General features: G+C 38.9%; 17 protein-coding genes and 1 riboswitch. Of the genes, 1 reads left to right on the top strand and 16 read right to left on the bottom strand.

Translation table 11 applies throughout. The annotated features are described in order from the left end of the window. Nucleotides 1-33: 33 nt before the first annotated feature. The 10 genes from KHA95_RS10630 to KHA95_RS10585 form a co-directional block, all read right to left on the bottom strand. Complete coding sequence (locus KHA95_RS10630) at nucleotides 34-150, bottom strand: methionine/alanine import family NSS transporter small subunit (RefSeq protein WP_213137460.1); 117 nt, start codon at nucleotides 148-150, stop codon at nucleotides 34-36. Beyond that, the gene (locus KHA95_RS10625; RefSeq protein ID WP_213137459.1) at nucleotides 150-1,652 is read right to left on the bottom strand and encodes a sodium-dependent transporter; all 1,503 of its coding nucleotides are present in this window, start codon (nucleotides 1,650-1,652) and stop codon (nucleotides 150-152) included. The genes KHA95_RS10630 and KHA95_RS10625 overlap by 1 nt, the downstream gene beginning before the upstream one ends. Before the next feature lie 421 nt (nucleotides 1,653-2,073). Further along, a riboswitch (Lysine riboswitch) is annotated at nucleotides 2,074-2,255 on the bottom strand. A gap of 46 nt (nucleotides 2,256-2,301) precedes the next feature. Then, complete coding sequence (gene yunB / locus KHA95_RS10620) at nucleotides 2,302-3,060, bottom strand: sporulation protein YunB (RefSeq protein ID WP_213137458.1); 759 nt, start codon at nucleotides 3,058-3,060, stop codon at nucleotides 2,302-2,304. A 76-nt stretch (nucleotides 3,061-3,136) separates the two neighbouring features. Beyond that, nucleotides 3,137-4,279: a glycerate kinase gene (locus tag KHA95_RS10615; RefSeq protein WP_213137457.1), complete on the bottom strand. Its 1,143-nt coding sequence runs from the start codon at nucleotides 4,277-4,279 to the stop codon at nucleotides 3,137-3,139. A 125-nt stretch (nucleotides 4,280-4,404) separates the two neighbouring features. Beyond that, nucleotides 4,405-7,005 (bottom strand): mannosylglycerate hydrolase, encoded by a 2,601-nt coding sequence (mngB, locus tag KHA95_RS10610; RefSeq protein WP_213137456.1) that lies wholly within the window; start codon nucleotides 7,003-7,005, stop codon nucleotides 4,405-4,407. 31 nt (nucleotides 7,006-7,036) lie between these two features. Further along, entirely contained in the window at nucleotides 7,037-8,968 is a 1,932-nt protein-coding gene (mngA, locus tag KHA95_RS10605; RefSeq protein ID WP_213137455.1) for a PTS 2-O-a-mannosyl-D-glycerate transporter subunit IIABC, read from the bottom strand. Between the two features lie 133 nt (nucleotides 8,969-9,101). After that, entirely contained in the window at nucleotides 9,102-9,836 is a 735-nt protein-coding gene (locus KHA95_RS10600) for a MurR/RpiR family transcriptional regulator (RefSeq protein ID WP_249316761.1), read from the bottom strand. 84 nt (nucleotides 9,837-9,920) lie between these two features. Beyond that, nucleotides 9,921-10,223 (bottom strand): YunC family protein, encoded by a 303-nt coding sequence (locus KHA95_RS10595; RefSeq protein WP_213137454.1) that lies wholly within the window; start codon nucleotides 10,221-10,223, stop codon nucleotides 9,921-9,923. 49 nt (nucleotides 10,224-10,272) lie between these two features. Then, a complete protein-coding gene (locus KHA95_RS10590; protein WP_213137453.1) occupies nucleotides 10,273-11,646 on the bottom strand; it encodes a bifunctional metallophosphatase/5'-nucleotidase in 1,374 nt (457 codons plus the stop codon). A 28-nt stretch (nucleotides 11,647-11,674) separates the two neighbouring features. Then, nucleotides 11,675-12,520: a DUF72 domain-containing protein gene (locus KHA95_RS10585; RefSeq protein ID WP_213137452.1), complete on the bottom strand. Its 846-nt coding sequence runs from the start codon at nucleotides 12,518-12,520 to the stop codon at nucleotides 11,675-11,677. A gap of 393 nt (nucleotides 12,521-12,913) precedes the next feature. Here KHA95_RS10585 and KHA95_RS10580 point away from each other — a divergent pair, with 393 nt between their 5' ends. Then, a complete protein-coding gene (locus tag KHA95_RS10580; RefSeq protein WP_213137451.1) occupies nucleotides 12,914-13,954 on the top strand; it encodes an acyltransferase family protein in 1,041 nt (346 codons plus the stop codon). 140 nt (nucleotides 13,955-14,094) lie between these two features. On the opposite strand, the gene KHA95_RS10575 is transcribed toward KHA95_RS10580, so the two are convergent. The 6 genes from KHA95_RS10575 to sufD form a co-directional block, all read right to left on the bottom strand. After that, complete coding sequence (locus tag KHA95_RS10575; RefSeq protein WP_213137450.1) at nucleotides 14,095-14,676, bottom strand: Fic/DOC family protein; 582 nt, start codon at nucleotides 14,674-14,676, stop codon at nucleotides 14,095-14,097. Beyond that, complete coding sequence (locus tag KHA95_RS10570; RefSeq protein WP_213137449.1) at nucleotides 14,673-14,837, bottom strand: Zn-dependent hydrolase; 165 nt, start codon at nucleotides 14,835-14,837, stop codon at nucleotides 14,673-14,675. Before KHA95_RS10570 ends, KHA95_RS10575 begins: the two co-directional genes overlap by 4 nt. A gap of 85 nt (nucleotides 14,838-14,922) precedes the next feature. Then, nucleotides 14,923-16,320, bottom strand: a complete 1,398-nt coding sequence (gene sufB, locus KHA95_RS10565) for a Fe-S cluster assembly protein SufB (protein WP_213137448.1) — start codon at nucleotides 16,318-16,320, stop codon at nucleotides 14,923-14,925. Nucleotides 16,321-16,339: 19 nt separating this feature from the next. Continuing rightward, nucleotides 16,340-16,777, bottom strand: a complete 438-nt coding sequence (gene sufU, locus KHA95_RS10560; RefSeq protein WP_213137447.1) for a Fe-S cluster assembly sulfur transfer protein SufU — start codon at nucleotides 16,775-16,777, stop codon at nucleotides 16,340-16,342. Further along, nucleotides 16,767-17,996: a cysteine desulfurase gene (locus KHA95_RS10555; RefSeq protein WP_213137446.1), complete on the bottom strand. Its 1,230-nt coding sequence runs from the start codon at nucleotides 17,994-17,996 to the stop codon at nucleotides 16,767-16,769. Before KHA95_RS10555 ends, sufU begins: the two co-directional genes overlap by 11 nt. Beyond that, on the bottom strand, nucleotides 17,996-19,306 hold the full coding sequence (gene sufD / locus KHA95_RS10550) for a Fe-S cluster assembly protein SufD (RefSeq protein WP_213137445.1): 1,311 nt from the start codon (nucleotides 19,304-19,306) through the stop codon (nucleotides 17,996-17,998). The genes KHA95_RS10555 and sufD overlap by 1 nt, the downstream gene beginning before the upstream one ends. Nucleotides 19,307-19,321 lie beyond the last annotated feature (15 nt).

The raw sequence follows: 19,321 nt of genomic DNA, 5'->3' as shown, positions 1-19,321 counted from the left end.
GGAGCTTCGGATGAAATCCAAAGCCCCTTTGCTTTATCCCTTTCTTTTACTTTCTTTCGCCTTCAAAATTGCTAATGCTACACTGGCCCCTAAGCCTCCCCAGATGATGAGAACTCCAATAATCATCATTGTGATCGCACTGCCACTCATCATAACCCCTCCTTCTCATCAAGCGTCACTTGTTTCCATGGCTTCATTGTAAGGAGCACTCCGAAGAAGATAGCGGCGAGCGCAACGGTCCAACCATAATTAAAGAGAAATTCACGCGAATAATCGCCGCCACCATAATCGCCCATTAAATTTTGCTTTAAATTATCGTACATCATATACCCAAGTACCGCCGGGGTAATGACGGATAAACTAATTCTCCACCAAGCACCAAGCTTAATATCTGAAACTGCATCTGCATGTGCTTGAAGTGGCTTAAGCTGTTTAGCAAACCAAGCGATAAAAATAACTTCGAATAAGCCTGCCATTGCAACCCCAAAATTATTAATAAAATAATCAGCGACATCAAGTAAATTTAATCCATTTTGTGTTGCAAAAAACAGGGAAATAAGCGCGGTTAGCCCACCACCGATAGAAACAGCCATCGAGCGTGACATATTGAATTTTTCTTGAATTCCTGCTACATAGGTCTCAAGAATGGAGATGAGCGATGTTAGTCCAGCGAGCGTCAATGATACGAAGAAGAGAATTCCAAACGCTTGCTGAAAAGCCGGCAGTTCATTAATAATCGTTGGAAATGCAGCAAAAGCGAGTAAAACCCCACTTTTGACAACCTCATCAACACCTACTCCTTGCTGTGCTGCCATAAATCCTAAAGCTGCGAACACACCGAACCCTGCAAGCAATTCAAAGGAAGAGTTGGCAAACCCTGTAATAAAAGCACTATTGGTAATATCCGCTTTTTTCGGTAAATAACTTGAATAAGTAATCATAATAGCAAATCCAATCGATAAACTGAAGAAAATTTGTCCGTATGCGGCTACCCAAACTTTTCCATTAAAAATACTGCTCCAATCCGGTTTAAAAAATTGATTTAATCCTTCTACTGCTCCATTTAGTGTAAGTGCCTGAATAACAATAATTAAAAATAAGAAGACCAATAAAGGAATCATAATTTTTGTTGCTAATTCAATCCCTTTTCTGACTCCGGCAAATAAAATCCCAAGCACAATTATCCAAACGAGCACGAGTGGAATAAAAACACCAGGAACAAAACTTCCCATCGAAGCCGGGTCTCCAACTTGTAAATAATCCTCAATTAAAAAGCTTGTTGTATCCTTGCCCCAGTCCAGTTTGAATGAAAAGACCGTATACGCCATTGCCCATGCAATAATGACAGAGTAATACGTTGCAATAACGAAAGAGATTCCAATTTGCCACCAACCGATCCATTCTGCTCCCCTACTAATTCTTGCTAAAGACAAAGGTGATGAACCACGATACTTATGTCCAATCGTGAACTCAAGAATTAAAAGAGGAATCCCTGCCGTTAAGAGTGCAAATAAATAAGGTAGAAAAAATGCTCCGCCTCCATTTTCATATGCTACCGCAGGGAATCTCCATATATTCCCGAGTCCAATCGCTGAACCAACCGCAGCAAAAATAAAACCAGCACGAGAAGTAAATTGTGCGCGCTTCTCCATATATCTTCCTCCTCTCTTGTTTTCAGATTATTTACTCAATTTAAAAATTAGTATAACTTTTTGTCACCAATCTGTCAAAAATACACTTTAATAAGTTGCAATCTAATTTCTAACTTCATTTTTATTGAACTCCCCACCATTACGGGTTCAATTAAATATCTTTAGCTACGTCCCAAATAAATGCAACTGAATGAATTTGATTGCCTTTGGCAAGTAGCAATGTGCCCGCGACAATCTCTGCGCCGCACCAGCCACGTTTCATTGACTAATACAGGCAGCAATAATGAAAAGATGGAATTTTCCCTACTTCCTCCTACGCTTCCTATGCGCTAAAATGCTTTTGGAGGTACAGACCAATTTAGACATAAAAAAGAGCCATGACAGAGATTCTATCATTACTCTTATAATGTCGGTTCTCCACCGGGTATGTAGCTCCCGATTGCCAGCAAACCGCTAACAATGAAAGTATTACTCCTATTCAAAGCAATACCAACGAAAATAACTAGACACTCATCTTCGCTTCGGAAAAAGAACCTTTTAACTGGAATTATCGTTGTTACCCTCACTCAGGCTACTCAACTCTTCTGCGCCTCTACCCCCATCCGATTTTGAGAAGGTTTATGAATGAACTAATATTTCTTTCTTAACTTTACGGAATGGTTGGCAACTGGATTGATGGGTTCGTTCCACCATTACCATTGTAAAATTGAGGAACTTGACCTGGATACAGCCCTCCAGCGATCGGAACTTTCTGTTTGACAACGGTTTGTTCCGTGCCGATTGGAATAATAATTTGGACGGTCACTTCCACTTCAATTATGACATCAACAAACATATTATTAATCGGATATTGCTTCACATTCATATCCACATTCGTACTTACACTTCCAATTGGCGTAAAACGAATTGGAATTCGCGGTCCAAGGTTACCGAGCAAGGCATTATTCGTCGCTTGTCCTAATGGGAATGAATAGACAATCCCTTCCCCTTCGTTTGATTTTTCATAATCAATTTCAATCCCTGTCTCTGCCTGGAGTGCCTCTAAGTTGCCAATTTCCGCCTGTTTTAAATTCAATTGGATCGCTCTTGAAAGATCGGCTTGCGTCTGATTAATAATATCTGTTTTATACTTAACGGCTGAACCGCCTGCTCCATTCGGAACAATTTCTAATATTTCATTTATATCTTTCACATTCGGAATCACATCCTTAATGGCTTTGTTAATGACCATCGGCGCTATTTTCTTCGTTTGTGATTCTGCATAGTCCATAAGCATTGGTTTGATTCCTTTATTTACAATCCAAAGTCCAAACATCGTTGAGAAAATAAAAAATACAAAAGAAAGCAATACGACATATCGAAACGGTAAAGGGCCTTGCCGTGTATGGCGAGCTCGAAATACAGCCAAAAAAATCCCCCCTTACAAGCTACTATATGCTTGTATGAGGGGATATAATGCAATATCATGAAATCAGTAACAGCGATTATTCTTTCATTGCGGCAATCAACTTAAATAATTGAATCGTTGTTGATCTTAAATTTTCAAATGTAATACGAGCATCCATTGCCTCTTCCACTAGCATTGGTTCATTCAAAATCGAAAAGTAAGACGTCACTCCCATCTCATTTAATATCGATGCCTGCTGTGTAGCTGCTCCGGCCAAAGCAATGACTGGAACTCCATGCTTTTCCGCAATTTTAGCTACTCCTAATGGCGCCTTCCCTCTTGAGGTTTGACCATCTAGTCTCCCCTCACCAGTAATAACTAGATCGGCATCTTGCATTTTTTGTTCAATGCCTATCATATCCATAATGATATCAACGCCTGAGTATAGCTGTGCATGTAAGAATCCAATAAACGCAGCTCCAAGTCCACCAGCAGCTCCTGCACCAGGCACATCATGAATATGTATTTTACATTCACGATGTAAAATCGTAGCAAATTGTTTCAGTCCGGAATCCAGCACTTCTACCATTTCCGGTGTCGCTCCTTTTTGCGGTCCATAGACATAAGCAGCTCCATTTTCACCATATAGTGGATTATTAACATCACAAGCAATTTTAAATGTGCAAGTTTTTAAGAGGGGGTGAGCATTACTCGTATCAATCGTTTGGATTTGCTGAAGTACATGACCGCCAAATCCAACCTCTTTATTATTCCCATCCTTAAAAGAGTAACCTAATGCTTGAAGCATTCCGATTCCCGCATCGTTTGTTGCACTTCCCCCAAGTCCAATCACAAATTCACGGCAACCTTTATCAATGGCATCACAAATGAGCTGTCCAACTCCATATGTCGTTGTTACATACGGATTTCGATTATTTTTCGGAACGAGTGGCAATCCACAAGCTGCTGATACTTCTATCACCGCTGCATGGTTTTGCCCTAAAATACCATATTGTGCTTGAATAGGCGTTCCTAGAGGGCCAATTACTTCTTTTTCAACCCATTCACCTTCGGCCGCATGAACAAGCGCTTCAATTGTCCCTTCCCCTCCATCGGCAATTGGGACTGCTACAATTTCTGCCTCTTTATAAACTTCCCGAATCCCTTCACAAATGGCTTTACCGCATTCTAAAGATGATAAACTTTCCTTGAAGGAGTCCATCGCAATCAGTACTTTCATATCATCTATTCCTCTCTATACAAAGTATTGCTAAATATTGGCGACGAATGAATGCCTTCCTGCTCAAGTTGAGTAATGAGTCCTACCTAAGAAAAGACACTTATACAGTGTCTTTTCTTGATCCTTTAAAACATTATGGTCTTTACTTGATTCGTAACAACTTTTACCTCAATTTGACGATCATTCACTTGAAGACTTTGTAATGCTTCTTCATTTAAATTCGCCATCTTCGCTTGACCAATCTCATCGTTAAATCGAAACACCGCTGTTTTTTCTTCATCCATTGGATTGAAGAAACGTAGAACAAATTGATTTTCCTTCTCCGCCTTTTTTAATGTACTTAGTACAACATTTGGCTGAACCTCTTGGAGAAAACTATATTCAAGTGGTGTTTTCACATCCGCAACATTCAGCTTCATAGCATTATAAGGAATTTTATTATATGTTTCCACAGGCGTTAAGTACTCTTTAGCCATTCGAGCGACATTTTCATGAGCGAAATAAGACGTAATCGCAAAATCGATCGAGATCTTGCCGAGCATTTGCGAATCCGGCGTCGGTAATTTAATGCCCGAAGGACGACCTGGACGGCGCTGTAAATTCTCTTTACCGAGAACACCAATGCTTCTAAACAATGTGACCGCAATAGTATCAAATTGTTCACCAACAATTTCATATTCCCTCGTACTATTCGTCAGCACACTTACACCATAATGCTCATTCGCTAAACCTACATAACTTAACATCGGATAAATCGAATCGGGACGCTCGTCCCAATCTTCTTTTTCCCATACTTCGATCGCAGCATCGATTACGTCTCGTTTAATCGCTCCAAATTGATTGTCAGCAATCGAAAATGCGGAGGCGATATTTGTCGGGATAAGCATTCTTAGACGATGATCTTTTGCACGGTTACTCACTTCAACATTTACGTTAATGACTGGCTTATGATGAGGTACATGAATCACCATATGAATATCAATCGAACGATCAAAGACTTGCGCTTTTCGTTTTTCAAGATTAGATGGGACTAGTAATGAATACGTAATATCAATCGTTGCCCCGTAACGATTTTGCTTCACCTCTGTGACTGCATTAACTTGATCACTATAAATTAATTTTTCATTGGCAAGTGGTGAGTAATCATATTCATCGCCATCATCTCCGCCATTTTCTAAGAGAAGAACATTTTCAAAGCTCTCGTTTATTTTTTTATCAAAAATATTCAATGTTCCATTCGGATTTACCGTAATATCATAATAATCCGTTTCTATCTTCTCCACATTTGCGTATGAGTCACCTTTTAGGTGTTCATGTTCAACAACAAAATACGTTTTATAGCCCATAGCTGGGAGTGTATCTTTTAGCTGAATCGTATATTTAATAAAAGGATCATAGTTTCCGTAATGGACAATTTGTCGGTCAATTAATCCTGGATCGGTTATTTCACTACTAACAATCTCAAAATCAAGTTCTTTTTCATGTTGATCAACTAATGTAAAGGATTGTAACTTCGTCATTACAGTAGCTGTTACTACTTCCGTCCGTTCATATGGAAGGAAATTAAACAGTGTTAGCCGATCATGTTGTTTTTCCGTATCCATCGAATCAACAATTTTACGTTTATAAAAATTGATGAGTTGATCGACTTTTTCTTCGGCAAGAAAGAAACGATTGCAAATTTCACGGTGAACCTTATCAGAACAACAGCAGCCAATGCTATCATGCGCATGATTTTTCATGATTTCCTTCCAAATCAGTTCAATTAATCCGTGATGATATTCAAACCCTAGTTTATACGCCATCGAGGCAAGTGGCTCTAAAATGTTTGTAATTTTATTCTCGATTCTTGTATTAGCGGCCTTAATATCCATTCGCGTCGAATAAATACTGCGATGGACGCGCATATATTTTCCGTCTAAAAATTCTCCCTGCAAGATAGCTAGATCGTCTTGTTTTTCCAGCTCTTCAAAAATATTTTCATATTTACTTAGAAAAAACTCTCGATCTGGATAAAGCTTGCGCAGCTTTTCCATAATCGTAAAAATATTTTTTTGAATCGGCATTTGGTCATGCCCATTTGGAATAATGATATGATCTGTTGTTGCACCTCGATCAAGCACAGCAAAATATTTATCGATTCGTTCCTGAAGTTCCTCCTCATCTTCTGGTAAATACTTACCAATCGCATACCCCAAAGGAAACAATTGGACAAGCACCTTTGATCCATCATCCGTTTCCCAATAAAACTCTGTTTTATCTGTGCCATGCCGTTCAGAAGTACCGCGCCAGAAGATCGAATACGTAATATCAAATCCATTTAAAATCATTGGCATTTGCGCTGATTGCCCAAATGAATCTGGCAGATAGCCAATTCTCATATACTCGCCAAATTGTTCGCTATCCTTAATGCCATATAATAAATTTCGGACGATCGATTCCCCGCCGACTACCATCTCATCCGTCTGTGTATACCATGGACCAATAATTAAACGCCCTTCTTGCACAAGCTTTTTTACGCGCTCTTTATTTTCCGGCTTCACAGCGAAATAATCTTCCAAAATGGACGTTTGACCGTCTAACACATAATAAGGATAATCAGGATTATTTTCTAGCATGTCCATAATTTCTTCCATATTATTAACTAGCAAAATTCTTGATTCTTCTGTTGTGAAATACCACTCTCTGTCCCAATGCATATGTGGAACAATATGAACGTTTGTCATGACTTCCTCCTATAAAACTGATTGTCTAGTCTTATGCTGCTTGTTGCTCTATACCACTTTTTCTTTTTAATTTATGTTTACGAGTTAAAATTAATAAGATCATTGAAATGACTGCTCCGATTAATGCAGCGCCTAACCATACACTCGCAGCCACCATTAATGGTTGTCCCTCTACTAATGCTAGTGAAAAAATCCCTGCTCCAGGTACATTGAGACCGATATTGAAATAGGATACGATTGCACCTGTAACAGCAGAACCCGCGATGAGTGATGGAATGACACGCAATGGGTCATTAATCATAAATGGAATGGCTCCTTCTGTGATCCCAGCTAACCCTAGTAACCAAGTTTGCTTTCCAACTTCTCTTTCTTGTTTCGTAAAATACTTTTTACCAATAATTGTTGCTCCTGTTACTGAAAATGCCGATACCATTTTTACTGAAGCAAATGCAGCGTATGGAACGATGTTTCCGCTTGCCATTGCCCCGATACAGAAAGTATATGCCGCTTTATTTACTGGTCCGCCGAGATCAAATGAAACCATCGCTCCCAGAATCGCTCCTAAAATGATTGCATTTGCACCGCTCATACCATCTAACCATTGGATTAATCCGTTATTTAATGCTGCTAACGGTTTACCGATAACAAATAACATGATTGAGCCAACTACAAGTGTTCCGATGACTGGATAGAACCAGAAGCTTATAAAACCTGCGAATGTTCCTTTAGGCTTCACCGTATTTTTCAAATACTTTAAGAAATACCCTGCCAATAAACCACCGAGCATTCCACCTAAGAAGCCGCTACCAATTAAGTTTGCAGCTACCCCTGCGGCAAAACCCGGTCCTAGTGCCGGCTTATCAGCAATCGAGTAAGCCATATAGGCTGCGAGAATCGGAATCATTAATTGCCCTAAAAGTGAGCCACCTAGCTGACGCAATAGCCATAGCCACGAGCCTTCCGTTCCATATAATTCTTGAAGACCGAATGCTTGGGAAATAAATACAGCTGCTGCTAATGTCATACCACCGGCAACGATGACTGGAATGATATGTGAGATACCTGTCAATACCGAATCTTTAATTTCTGTTTTCACTGATTTGCGATCGGTTTCTTCAAAATCTGGAGCATCTTCCGTTATATATTGTCGCTTCGGAGCATTTTCCGCCTTTTTTAATGCTTGTTTTAAAATACTTTGTGCATCGCGTAATGGTGCAGCGACTGTTGTTTTTATTTTTGGAAGATGGTTAAACCGTTCTTCGTCTTTCACCGCTACATCTACCGCAAATACAACAGCATCTGCTTTTTTTAATTGGGCTTGTGTATGGCGATCCTCAATGCCATTGGCTCCTTGCTTTTCAACATATACGTCGATACCTAATTCTCTTCCCGCTTTCACAAGTGCTTCAGCTGCCATATACGTATGGGCAATTCCTGCTGGACATGCTGTGATCGCTAATATCGTTTTATTCAACTTTTCTACATCATTTGTTTCATCCATTTGTTGAATTGCATCAAGTCGTTCATATAGCTCTACATTCGATTGAGCCTGCAATAAATTATCCTTGTATGCTTCATTCGAAAGTCTCGTAACAAATTCTGATAATAAGGAAAGATGAATCGATCCCTCTTCTTCTTTCGGTATAGCCAATAAGATAACCAAATTCACTTTATTATTGATATCAACACTTTCCCATGTTTCTATCGGTTTTTCGAGCGTTGCCACTGCAAATACCGCTTCTTTCACTGCCGATGATTTTCCATGAGGAATAGCTAAACCACCCTCGAACCCAGTAGGTGATAATGCCTCCCTTTCCATTACGGCTTGATAAAAAGCTTCTTCAGAGTGTAATTTACCTTCAGCAGCTAATTGATGAACTAAGTAGCGAATCACTTCCTCTTTAGAGGTAAACGATTGCTTTACACTTATTAAGGATGCTGATGTTAAGCTTTTTAACAACATACTTGTAACCCCTCTCAACTTATCTGTGGACCACTATGGATACATCATAACAAAAAAAAAATAAGAAGCTGGGATCTTCTTATTTTTACACAGTATTCCTTATATAAAGCGTTTCCATGTGTATTTTTACACATCATTTGGACGCATCCCAATAAAATTCAGCTAATGCACGTAACACAAGCATGACTGATGTTTTATCGGTAATATTATAATCATTTAATCTTTTATATGGAGCATAACAATATAAGCGTACATCCGCCTTTTTTTGCAATGAATTATCATCAAAATGGGTCAGCGAAATGATTTGCGTCCCTCTTCGCTTCGCAAGCTCAGCCATCTCTAAAACCTGAGATGTTTCACCTGATAAACTAATGAGAAAAAGAATATCAGTCTCTTCAAGTTGATTAATTCCATAAACAATATCATGTCGGTGAACATAATATTCTGCCTGTTTTCCAACAACCTTTAAATTTTTCACCATAATCTCACAAAATGGCACCGTATCCCCGACAGCAAAAAAAAGAACCCGATGTGCATCTTGTATCATTTTAGTCACAATCGCCAATTTATCTCGATCAATTAGCTCGATTGTTTTATTTATATTATATGTAAAACTATTTTCGGAAGGCATCTGTTCTTGATGAATGTCTTCCTTCAAACTCATCTTCATTTGAGAATACCCATCGTAGCCAAGTTTTTTAGCAAATCTTGTAATTGTGTTCGGCACAGTATATAGCTTCCTGGCTAACGTTTGGATCGACATAGACGCTGCTTCCTGCCTATGTTGTATGATGTACTCTACAATTTGATCCTCGGTATCACTTAGCTTATATTCATATTTATGAACTCGTTCTTCGAATCGCATCATCGGTTTGGACACCTACTAATTTTTTTTCGATCATATTTAGATGAGGGAATTTTTGTCCCTCATCTATATTTTTAATTTACTCTTTTATACCATTTTTAACAATGCATCCTTACCAATCATTCCTTTTGTAATTCCGATTTCTTCGGATGCGGTTGTAACTGATTCAAGTGGTGCTTCTAGCAATTGTTCAATCGTCTTTACACCAACGGCTCTTCCAGCAATAATTTTTCGATCTTTTAAACGATCATTAAGCAGCGCTACATCTAAAGCACCACACATAATATATCCAACATCATTTGATACTGTAAGCAACGTCGTTTTCGGAAGGCTTACAGATGTAGCAATAAACGTATGTCCTTCAATCATAATTGGTGTTACCGAGACCATGACATCACTCCTTTCAATACTCATATGTATGAAAGGTGTGTGCAATAGTTTACTGACCGCCACGATAAAGTTTAAGAAGTTTCCATTCCATCACATCTCGAAGAAATTCCGGCATATAATAATGTTTCTTCTCAGATCGTCTTATTTCCGGAAAAAACTTACCAAATGTAAACATATCGACAGTACCTAAAGTATAATCTTGTGTTGGAATAAGCGGTTGTCCCCCAATTTTTACCTCATGCTTTTCTCGATCGATGCCAATGCCATAATAAACAAACTTCCCCATGACCGTTCCTCTAAAACCAAGTCCTTTCACGGTCAATTCGGGCCATTGCTCATCTTGTGAATGCAGAAGAATCTCCTTTAACTCTGCTCCTGATACTTCCACTGTACATGGATTGATCGGATGCGGTAACATTTGATGAAGATCGTATTTCGTTACACGTCCTTCTTTTAACGCTGTTAAAACTAGACCCGAGTTAATCATTGTACAATCTGCATTACACCACTCATGGATCGCTTCACATAGCATAGTCGGTATATCTGAATCATAATGCCAATCAAATGAAAGAGCTTGTGGGATGACCGTTATTTCCTTATCCAATTTGTCTTTGCCAATTTCACGAAATTCAGCGATCTTTTCATCCTCGTTAACTGACTTTGGTAAATCTGCTGTTTTATAAAGGGTTGCCTCTATTTTTGTCGGTAAATCTTGATCGACATCAAGCGTAACATACCCAACATAACGGCCGTATTTTCCGCCGGCAGCAAGAGTCGTGTTCTTCACTTGTTTTCCTTCATATAAAACATGATGGGTATGACCGCCTAAAACTAAATCGACTTGTGGAAAAAGCTCGGCTATTTTCTCATCATCATAAATACCTAAATGAGAGAGAACAATAATCACATCCACCTTTTCTTTCAATTGATTTAATTGCATTTCTAGCTCAGTAATCGGCTCGGAAAGTTCCCAGCCAAGAATTTCATACAATTTTTGATAATAGGCCGTAACCGCTGTCACACCGATTTTTGTCCCTTTTCTTGTTTCATATATTTGATAAGGTAACGCCCAGTCAGGTCTTACCCTACCTTTATAATATAAATTCGCCACAATTACATCGAAGTTCGCTTTGTCATATAAATCATTTAACTGTTCAAATGGTAACGTGATTCCCTCATTATTACCAATCGTAACCGCCGTGTAGCCACCTTCATTTAGCAAGGAAACATTGCCTTTTCCCATTGCACCTTCTGTAAATGGATGCCAGCGATCCGCAAAATCTCCAATATCGAATAGAAATACCTCTTCCCCGTTTTCTTTGTGGAATGATTGGCGTTCTTTTATAAAATCGAACATCCTCGGCCAATTTTCAAAATGACTATGTAAATCATTTGTATGATAAATATGAATTCTTTCTTTCACATGTACACTTCCTATCGATGCACAATTTTCAAAATAAATCGAGTTGTTTTGCCGCAAGTCCTTGATAATCAATATTTAATAATTGTATGAGCTGCTTAGCGTTATCGGCAGCATCCCCACCGGAATTATTATTAAAGACGACATAAATATCCCTCGTCTCTTGTTGAAGCTTTAGTAAATTATTTTTCCATTCGAGTAATTCTTTTTCGTTATAGCGATATAAATAACGGACTTCACGCCAATTATCTCCACCCGGCTTCATCCATGCCGCGACATTCCGTCCATGCATACGGACAAGTGTTTTTTCCTTACTCGTCGCTTGTAGAATCGTCGGAACGGAGCCGATCCCTGCTTGTGGCTCATCACAAATGCTATGAATCCAGCGCTCCCCTTCCATAAATCGAAGTGTATTTTCAAGATATTGTGGATAAAACCATGTTTGATTACGAAATTCAAGAGCTACTGGAAAATTCCCCATTTTCTCTCGACAATAACGTAAATAACTGACATGCTCCTTCGTACAATCAAACCATGGCGGAAATTGAAATAAAACCATCGCTAATTTATTATATTGTACATATGGCTCCAATGACGCAATGAAAGCCTGAAACATCTCTTCTTTTGTCGCATGCTGTTGTTCGCCGCGTTGATGCCCGGTCATGCCCTGATAAGCCTTTACAATGAAGCGAAATGCTTCTGGCGTATCATTCACCCATTTTAGCACAGTGTTCTTAGACTGAATGGCATAAAAAGAAGCATCTACCTCAACAGTTGGAAAATGTGCAGCATACTCTTGTAATTTATCACGACTCGGAACCCGATTCTGATAAAGTGATTCATGATCACCCCAGCCCGTTACCCCGATATTAATCATGTGATCAACTCCAATAGACAAAAACACCCCCATCATAGGGAGTGTTATTTATAATTTGTTGTAAAACTGAACTTCGGTAAGATCAACGATCTCCAGATGGAAGTATTTCCACCAAAAAATGCACCTACCAACGATCGAATTACTACGATACAGGTTTCCCTATCAAAAACTTTCACTGAACGAATTTACTTACTTTTTATGTTTTTATTGTAACACGGGCATGTTACGCCTGCAAGAAATGGGATATTAGACTAATCACAAATTGATTGTTCATAAATATGATTATATTAGGAATCAAAGCCAATTTTTAACTTTTACTAGAATGTTTAACTCATGTTAACATGGGTAAAGGCTTAAAAGGATATGTACGGGGGTCATTAATAGGGAGGATGTATGAAACAACGTGATTTTTACTTTGATAATGCAAAATTTATTTTAATAAGCTTTGTTGTCTTTGGTCATTTGTTACGCTCCTTTATTAATGATAGCAATACAATTTATACCATTTATAAAGTTATCTATACGTTCCATATGCCAGCATTTATATTAATATCAGGTTATTTTGCCAGGGGATTTAATAAAAAGGGATATATAGCAAAAATCGCAAAAAAGTTAATTTTGCCCTATATTATTTTCCAGCTCGTTTATTCAATTTTTTACTATTTTCTTTATGACAAATCAACATTAACGGTTGATCCGTTTACACCGCATTGGTCATTATGGTTTCTGATCAGCTTATTTTTCTGGAACATCATGCTCATTCTTTTTACAAAATGGAAACCAGCTTATTCAATCTCTATTGCAATATTGATCGGATTACTTGTCGGATATGCCGATTGGATTACACACTATTTAAGCCTGTCAAGAACATTTGTGTTCTTTCCTTTATTTCTAATTGGTTATTATATGAAGAAAGCTCATTTTCAGTTTTTACAAACGCCACAAGTAAAGACAGTTGCTTTGATCATATTTATTTCCGTTTCTATTGGCTTCATTGTTTATCCGGATATTAATTATGAATGGTTATTAGGGTCAAAACCGTATGCAAAATTAGGAGCAGCACAATTCAGTGCGTTATTCACAAGACTTGGCTTTTATGTTTTAAGCTTAATGATGGTTTTCAGCTTTTTTTCACTCGTTCCACGAAAACAATATTTCTTTACAAACCTAGGGAAAAACACACTTTATGTTTACTTGCTACACGGTTTCTTTGTACGTGTATTTAGGGTGAGCGGATTGCAATATTTGTTTACTGAACCAGAAAACTTCTTATTGCTTGCGGGAGTTTCCCTATTATTAACGATCCTATTATCAAGCAAAATCGCCACATTAGTAGCTCAACCATTCATTGAATTGAGATTATCGAAACTGAAGAACCTTAAAATTAGAGCAAGGACCGTTTTCCGGTTTTATAGAGAAAAACTGCTCAGTTAAGAAGTAATGTAATAGTTGCTACACTTTTTATCTTAAGATTATATTGATAAGAACACTCTTTTAAAACGCTACAATAAAACAGTGAACCCCTTGTTTATCAAGGAGGTTCACTGTTTTATTGTTGTCTCTATACTAATCGTTTATTGAATTGGCCTTAATGTATTTTCTATAAGAGATTTCAAAGGAAATTCATCGGTTACCGATTGAATCATCGCTTGCATATAGATTTCTCTATCCATTTCTTCAAAATTCCAATCAAACCCATGATCTTGTGCAATTTCTCGAATCATTATTCGAATCGTTCTACCATTTCCTTCCCGAAAAGGATGGATAATATTCAATTCAGTTTTATAGTAAGCTAATCGTTCAGCAGCGTGCTCGATATTTTTCCATCGTTGTTCTTTTTCAAGCTGTTCACACAATCTAGCCAAATTCATTTCAATGTATTCTGCTCGGCAAAATCGAGTCATCCCTTTCATCAGCTGAACGTCACGTATCTTTCCAGCAAAAGGATACACATCTTGAAATAGATAAAAATGGAGTTGCTTTATTGTTTCAGTTGTTGGTGGAATTAACCAACTAAAACCTTCTATTTCCAATTGTGAAGAACGTATAGAAAAAGCAACTGCCTCCAGTTGCTCTAACTCGTCATATGAAGTTGCACCAAGTAAATTATGTTTTAATAAATAATCGCCTTGATCTTCTGTCCGGTATTTATTCATTTCCTAACAAGCCCTCGTATCAATTCAGGTGTAATTTCTTGTTTATTTTGAACAATTTCAATAATTTTTTGGTGAAGCTCGACAGGGAGTGACATATTTTCTAAATGAAGATTATGCAAAATTTGTTTGAATTCTTTTGATTCAATGGATAACCCACTCATTTAAAGTCCTCCTGACATCGATTCATTATATCTATTATAACATATAAAAACCCCTTGCCACATCATCGTGACAAGGGGAAATAATTTAACCGATCGAACCTTCCATTTCGAACTTAATCAAGCGGTTCATTTCAACCGCATATTCCATTGGAAGTTCTTTCGTAAATGGCTCAATGAAGCCCATAACGATCATTTCAACTGCTTCTAGCTCTGGAATTCCACGGCTCATCAAGTAGAAGAGCTGCTCTTCAGAAACTTTAGAAACCTTTGCTTCATGCTCTAATGAAATATTGTCATTAAAGATTTCGTTGTATGGGATTGTATCGGATGTTGATTTATCATCTAGAATCATCGTGTCACACTCAATGTTCGAGCGTGCTCCGTCTGCTTTACGGCCAAAGTGAACGATTCCGCGATACGTTACTTTTCCACCATGCTGGGACATCGATTTCGATACAATTGTTGAAGACGTATTTGGTGCTAAGTGCATCATTTTCGCTCCTGCATCTTGAACTTGCCCTTTACCAGCTAAAGCGATTGACAATGTCATTCCGCGTGCGCCTTCACCTTTAAGCAAGACTGCTGGATATTTCATTGTTAATTTCGACCCGATGTTTCCGTCAATCCATTCCATTGTTGCGCGCTCTTCACAAACGGCACGTTTTGTAACGAGATTGTAGACGTTATTTGCCCAATTTTGGATCGTCGTATAACGGCAGTACGCATCCTTTTTAATGATGATTTCAACAACCGCACTATGAAGTGAATTTGTTGTGTAGACTGGTGCTGTACACCCTTCAACATAATGTACAGAAGCCCCTTCATCAACAATAATAAGCGTACGCTCAAACTGCCCCATATTTTCCGAGTTAATACGGAAATATGCTTGAAGCGGTGTATCAACCTTTACGCCAGGTGGTACATAAATGAAAGATCCACCAGACCAAACAGCCGAATTCAGTGCAGCAAACTTATTATCCGCAGGAGGAATGACAGTTGCCCAATGCTTACGGAAAATATCTTCGTTTTCCTTCAACGCTGAGTCTGTATCCTTAAAGACAATTCCCATTTCTTCAAGGTCTTCCTTCATATTATGATAAACAACCTCTGATTCGTATTGTGCAGAAACACCTGCAAGATATTTTTGCTCCGCTTCTGGAATCCCTAATTTATCAAATGTTTGTTTGATTTCCTCAGGAACTTCATCCCAGCTGCGCTCTGTTTGCTCAGATGGTTTTACGTAATATCTAATTTCGTCAAAATTGAGTGAGCTTAAATCTCCACCCCATTGTGGCATTGGCATTTTATAAAATTGCTCTAATGATTTTAGACGGAAATCAAGCATCCATTGCGGCTCTTCTTTCATTTTCGAAATTTCTTCAACGATTTCGCGAGTCAATCCGCGCTCGGAACGAAACACCGAAACGTCCTTATCACTAAAGCCATATTTGTAATCTCCAATATCTGGAGCTTTTTTAGCCATATGTTATTCCTCCATTCATTTATTGCTGTTCCTTTAACCCTTTTTCCATCGCCTTCCATGCGAGTGTTGCACATTTAATGCGAGCTGGAAACTTCGAAACACCTTGAAGAGCCTCGATATCCCCCAAATCCATGTCTTCGTCATCAAAGTCTTTACCTTGAATCATTTCGGAAAAAATATGTGATAATTTTAATGCTTCTTCCAATTCTTGACCAATAATCGTTTGCGTCATCATCGACGCCGACGCCATCGAAATGGAACAGCCTTCACCATCAAATTTTGCATCCGTTACCTTTCCGTCCTCGACCTTCATCGTTAGGTGGATTCGGTCTCCACATGTTGGGTTATTCATATCAACGACCAAGTTGCCCTCTTCCAAGCTCCCTTTATTGCGCGGGTTTTTATAATGATCCATGATGACTTGTCGGTAGAGGTTATCTAGGTTATTAAAAGACATTCGTGAAATACTCCTTTGTTTTGATAAGCCCATCAACAAGCCTATCAATGTCTTGTTCCGTGTTGTATAAATAAAAGCTTGCTCTAGCTGTGGCGGAAACATCCAACCATTTCATTAATGGTTGTGCACAATGATGACCCGCTCTGACAGCAATCCCTTCAGCATCAAGCACGGTTGCCACATCATGTGGATGGACTTCTTCTAAATTAAACGTGATCACGCCAGCGCGTTGTTCCGCTCCTCTAGGTCCATAAATTGATAATCCTTCGATCGCAGACATTTTCTCTAAAGCGTAGGCAGCAAGTTTATGCTCATGCTCCAATATGTTCTCTGGACCAATTTCCGTTAAGAAATCAATTGCTGCACCAAGCCCGATTGCCCCAGCGATAATCGGAGTTCCCGCCTCAAATTTCCACGGTAGCTCTTTCCATGTTGATTCTTGCAAGCCGACGAAATCAATCATCTCTCCACCAAATTCGATTGGCTCCATATTTTCTAAAAGCTCCTTCTTGCCATAAAGCACACCAATCCCTGTTGGAGCACACATTTTATGACCAGAGAAAGCATAAAAATCACAATTGAGATCACGCACATCAATTTTCATATGTGGCGCACTTTGAGCACCATCGACAACCATTACAGCACCATGCTCATGAGCAATCGCCGCGATCTCTTTAATCGGGTTTATCACCCCAAGGACGTTTGACACATGCATAATCGAAACAATTTTCGTATTAGCAGTAATCGTTGCACGCGCGTCATCGAGTGAAATCGTCCCATCTGCTTGTAAAGGCAAGTATTTCAGTACAGTACCTGTTTGACGTGCGAGCTGTTGCCACGGAATGATATTACTATGGTGCTCCATATACGTAATAACAATTTCATCACCGGCAGTTAAATTCTCACGGCCATAGCTTGCAGCAACAGTATTTAAAGCCGTTGTTGTTCCTCTAGTGAAAATCACTTCTTCAATCGATGCAGCATTAATAAATTTGCGGACCTTTTCACGAGCGCCTTCATACTTATCGGTCGCCTTCGTACCGAGCGTGTGAACGCCCCTGTGCACGTTCGAATTATATTGACGGTAATAATCATCAATTGCTTCAATCACTTGCACAGGTTTTTGTGAGGTCGCAGCACTGTCTAAATAAACGAGCGGATGTCCGTTCACTTCCTGGTCAAGTATCGGGAATTGTTTGCGAACCTCAGCTACATTCATTAGCGTACTTTCCTTTCGATCACATCAACAAGTTGACGTTTCACTGCTTCGATTGGCAGCTGCTCAACAACTGGTGCAAGGAATCCATGAATAACAAGGCGTTCTGCCTCGTTTTGCGTAATCCCGCGGCTCATCAAATAATAAAGCTGCAGCGGGTCGACACGTCCGACAGAAGCGGCATGTCCAGCCATTACATCGTCTTCATCGATAAGAAGAATTGGGTTTGCATCTCCACGCGCCTTGTCGCTCAACATTAATACTCTTGATTCCTGTTCAGCGTTCGCTCCAGAAGCACCTTTTTCAATTTTTCCGATTCCGTTAAAAATAGAAGAAGCTTGATCTTTCATTACACCATGCTTAAGAATAAAACCTTCTGTATTTTTACCGAAGTGAACGATGCTCGTTGTAAAGTTTTGCGTTTGCTTCCCTCTTCCAACAACAACCGTTTTCGCATTACTGTTTGATCCTTCACCAATTAAGTTTGTGATGTTTTCAGAGATCGTATTTCCGTCATTCATCATGCCTAGTGCCCAGTCCAACTGTGCATCGCGTCCCGTGATTCCACGACGATTAACGTATATAGTCGATCCTTTCGCAATTGTGTCAACTGCCCCAAATGCAACCTTGGCATTGTTTTTAGCAATGACTTCAGCAACGATGTTCACAATTCCGTTAACTTCTTCTTCGGTAGAAATATAGTTTTCTACAAAAGTTACGGCGCTATTATCGTCAGCAACAACGAGCACATGATTAAATGTAGCAGCCTCTTTATTATCCAAAATATATACTGCTTGAATCGGCTCTTTAATTTCTACATTTTTCGGTACATATAAAAATACTCCACCGTTCATTAATGCTGCATGGTAAGCCGTTAATTTATGTTCATCTACTTTTACAGCATCCTTCATAAAGTATTTTTGCACTAAGTCACTATGTTCTTTAGCCGCTGTAAAAATATCCGTAAAGATAACGCCTTGCTCCTTCAATTCGTCAGATAATGACAAATATGCTGGCGCTTGATTATGCTGTATATATAAATTTTGATTTTCTTCATCAATATTTACTGCCGCCTTTGCCGCTTCTGGCAAATCAGCTAGTGATTGGAACGTCAATCCCTTTGCTTGATGCTCGGAGAAATCAGTAAAGTTCCAATTCGTAATTCTCGTTTTATCAGGCTTTGGCATGGATAGCTCATCCATTTTAGCTAGAGCTTGTACTCTTAGCTCAGTAAGCCATGTTGGCTCGCCTTTTCCTGATGAAAAAGAGCGGACGTACTCTTGATCGATCATCATTTTCGTATCAATTGTCATGATTATCCTCCTAAC

The sequence above is a fragment of the Bacillus sp. FJAT-50079 genome, assembly GCF_018343515.1.
Classification (GTDB): Bacteria; Bacillota; Bacilli; order Bacillales; family Bacillaceae_C; genus Lederbergia.
Note: the sequence above shows the minus strand (reverse complement) of the source record. Positions and strands in the feature narration are given on the sequence as shown.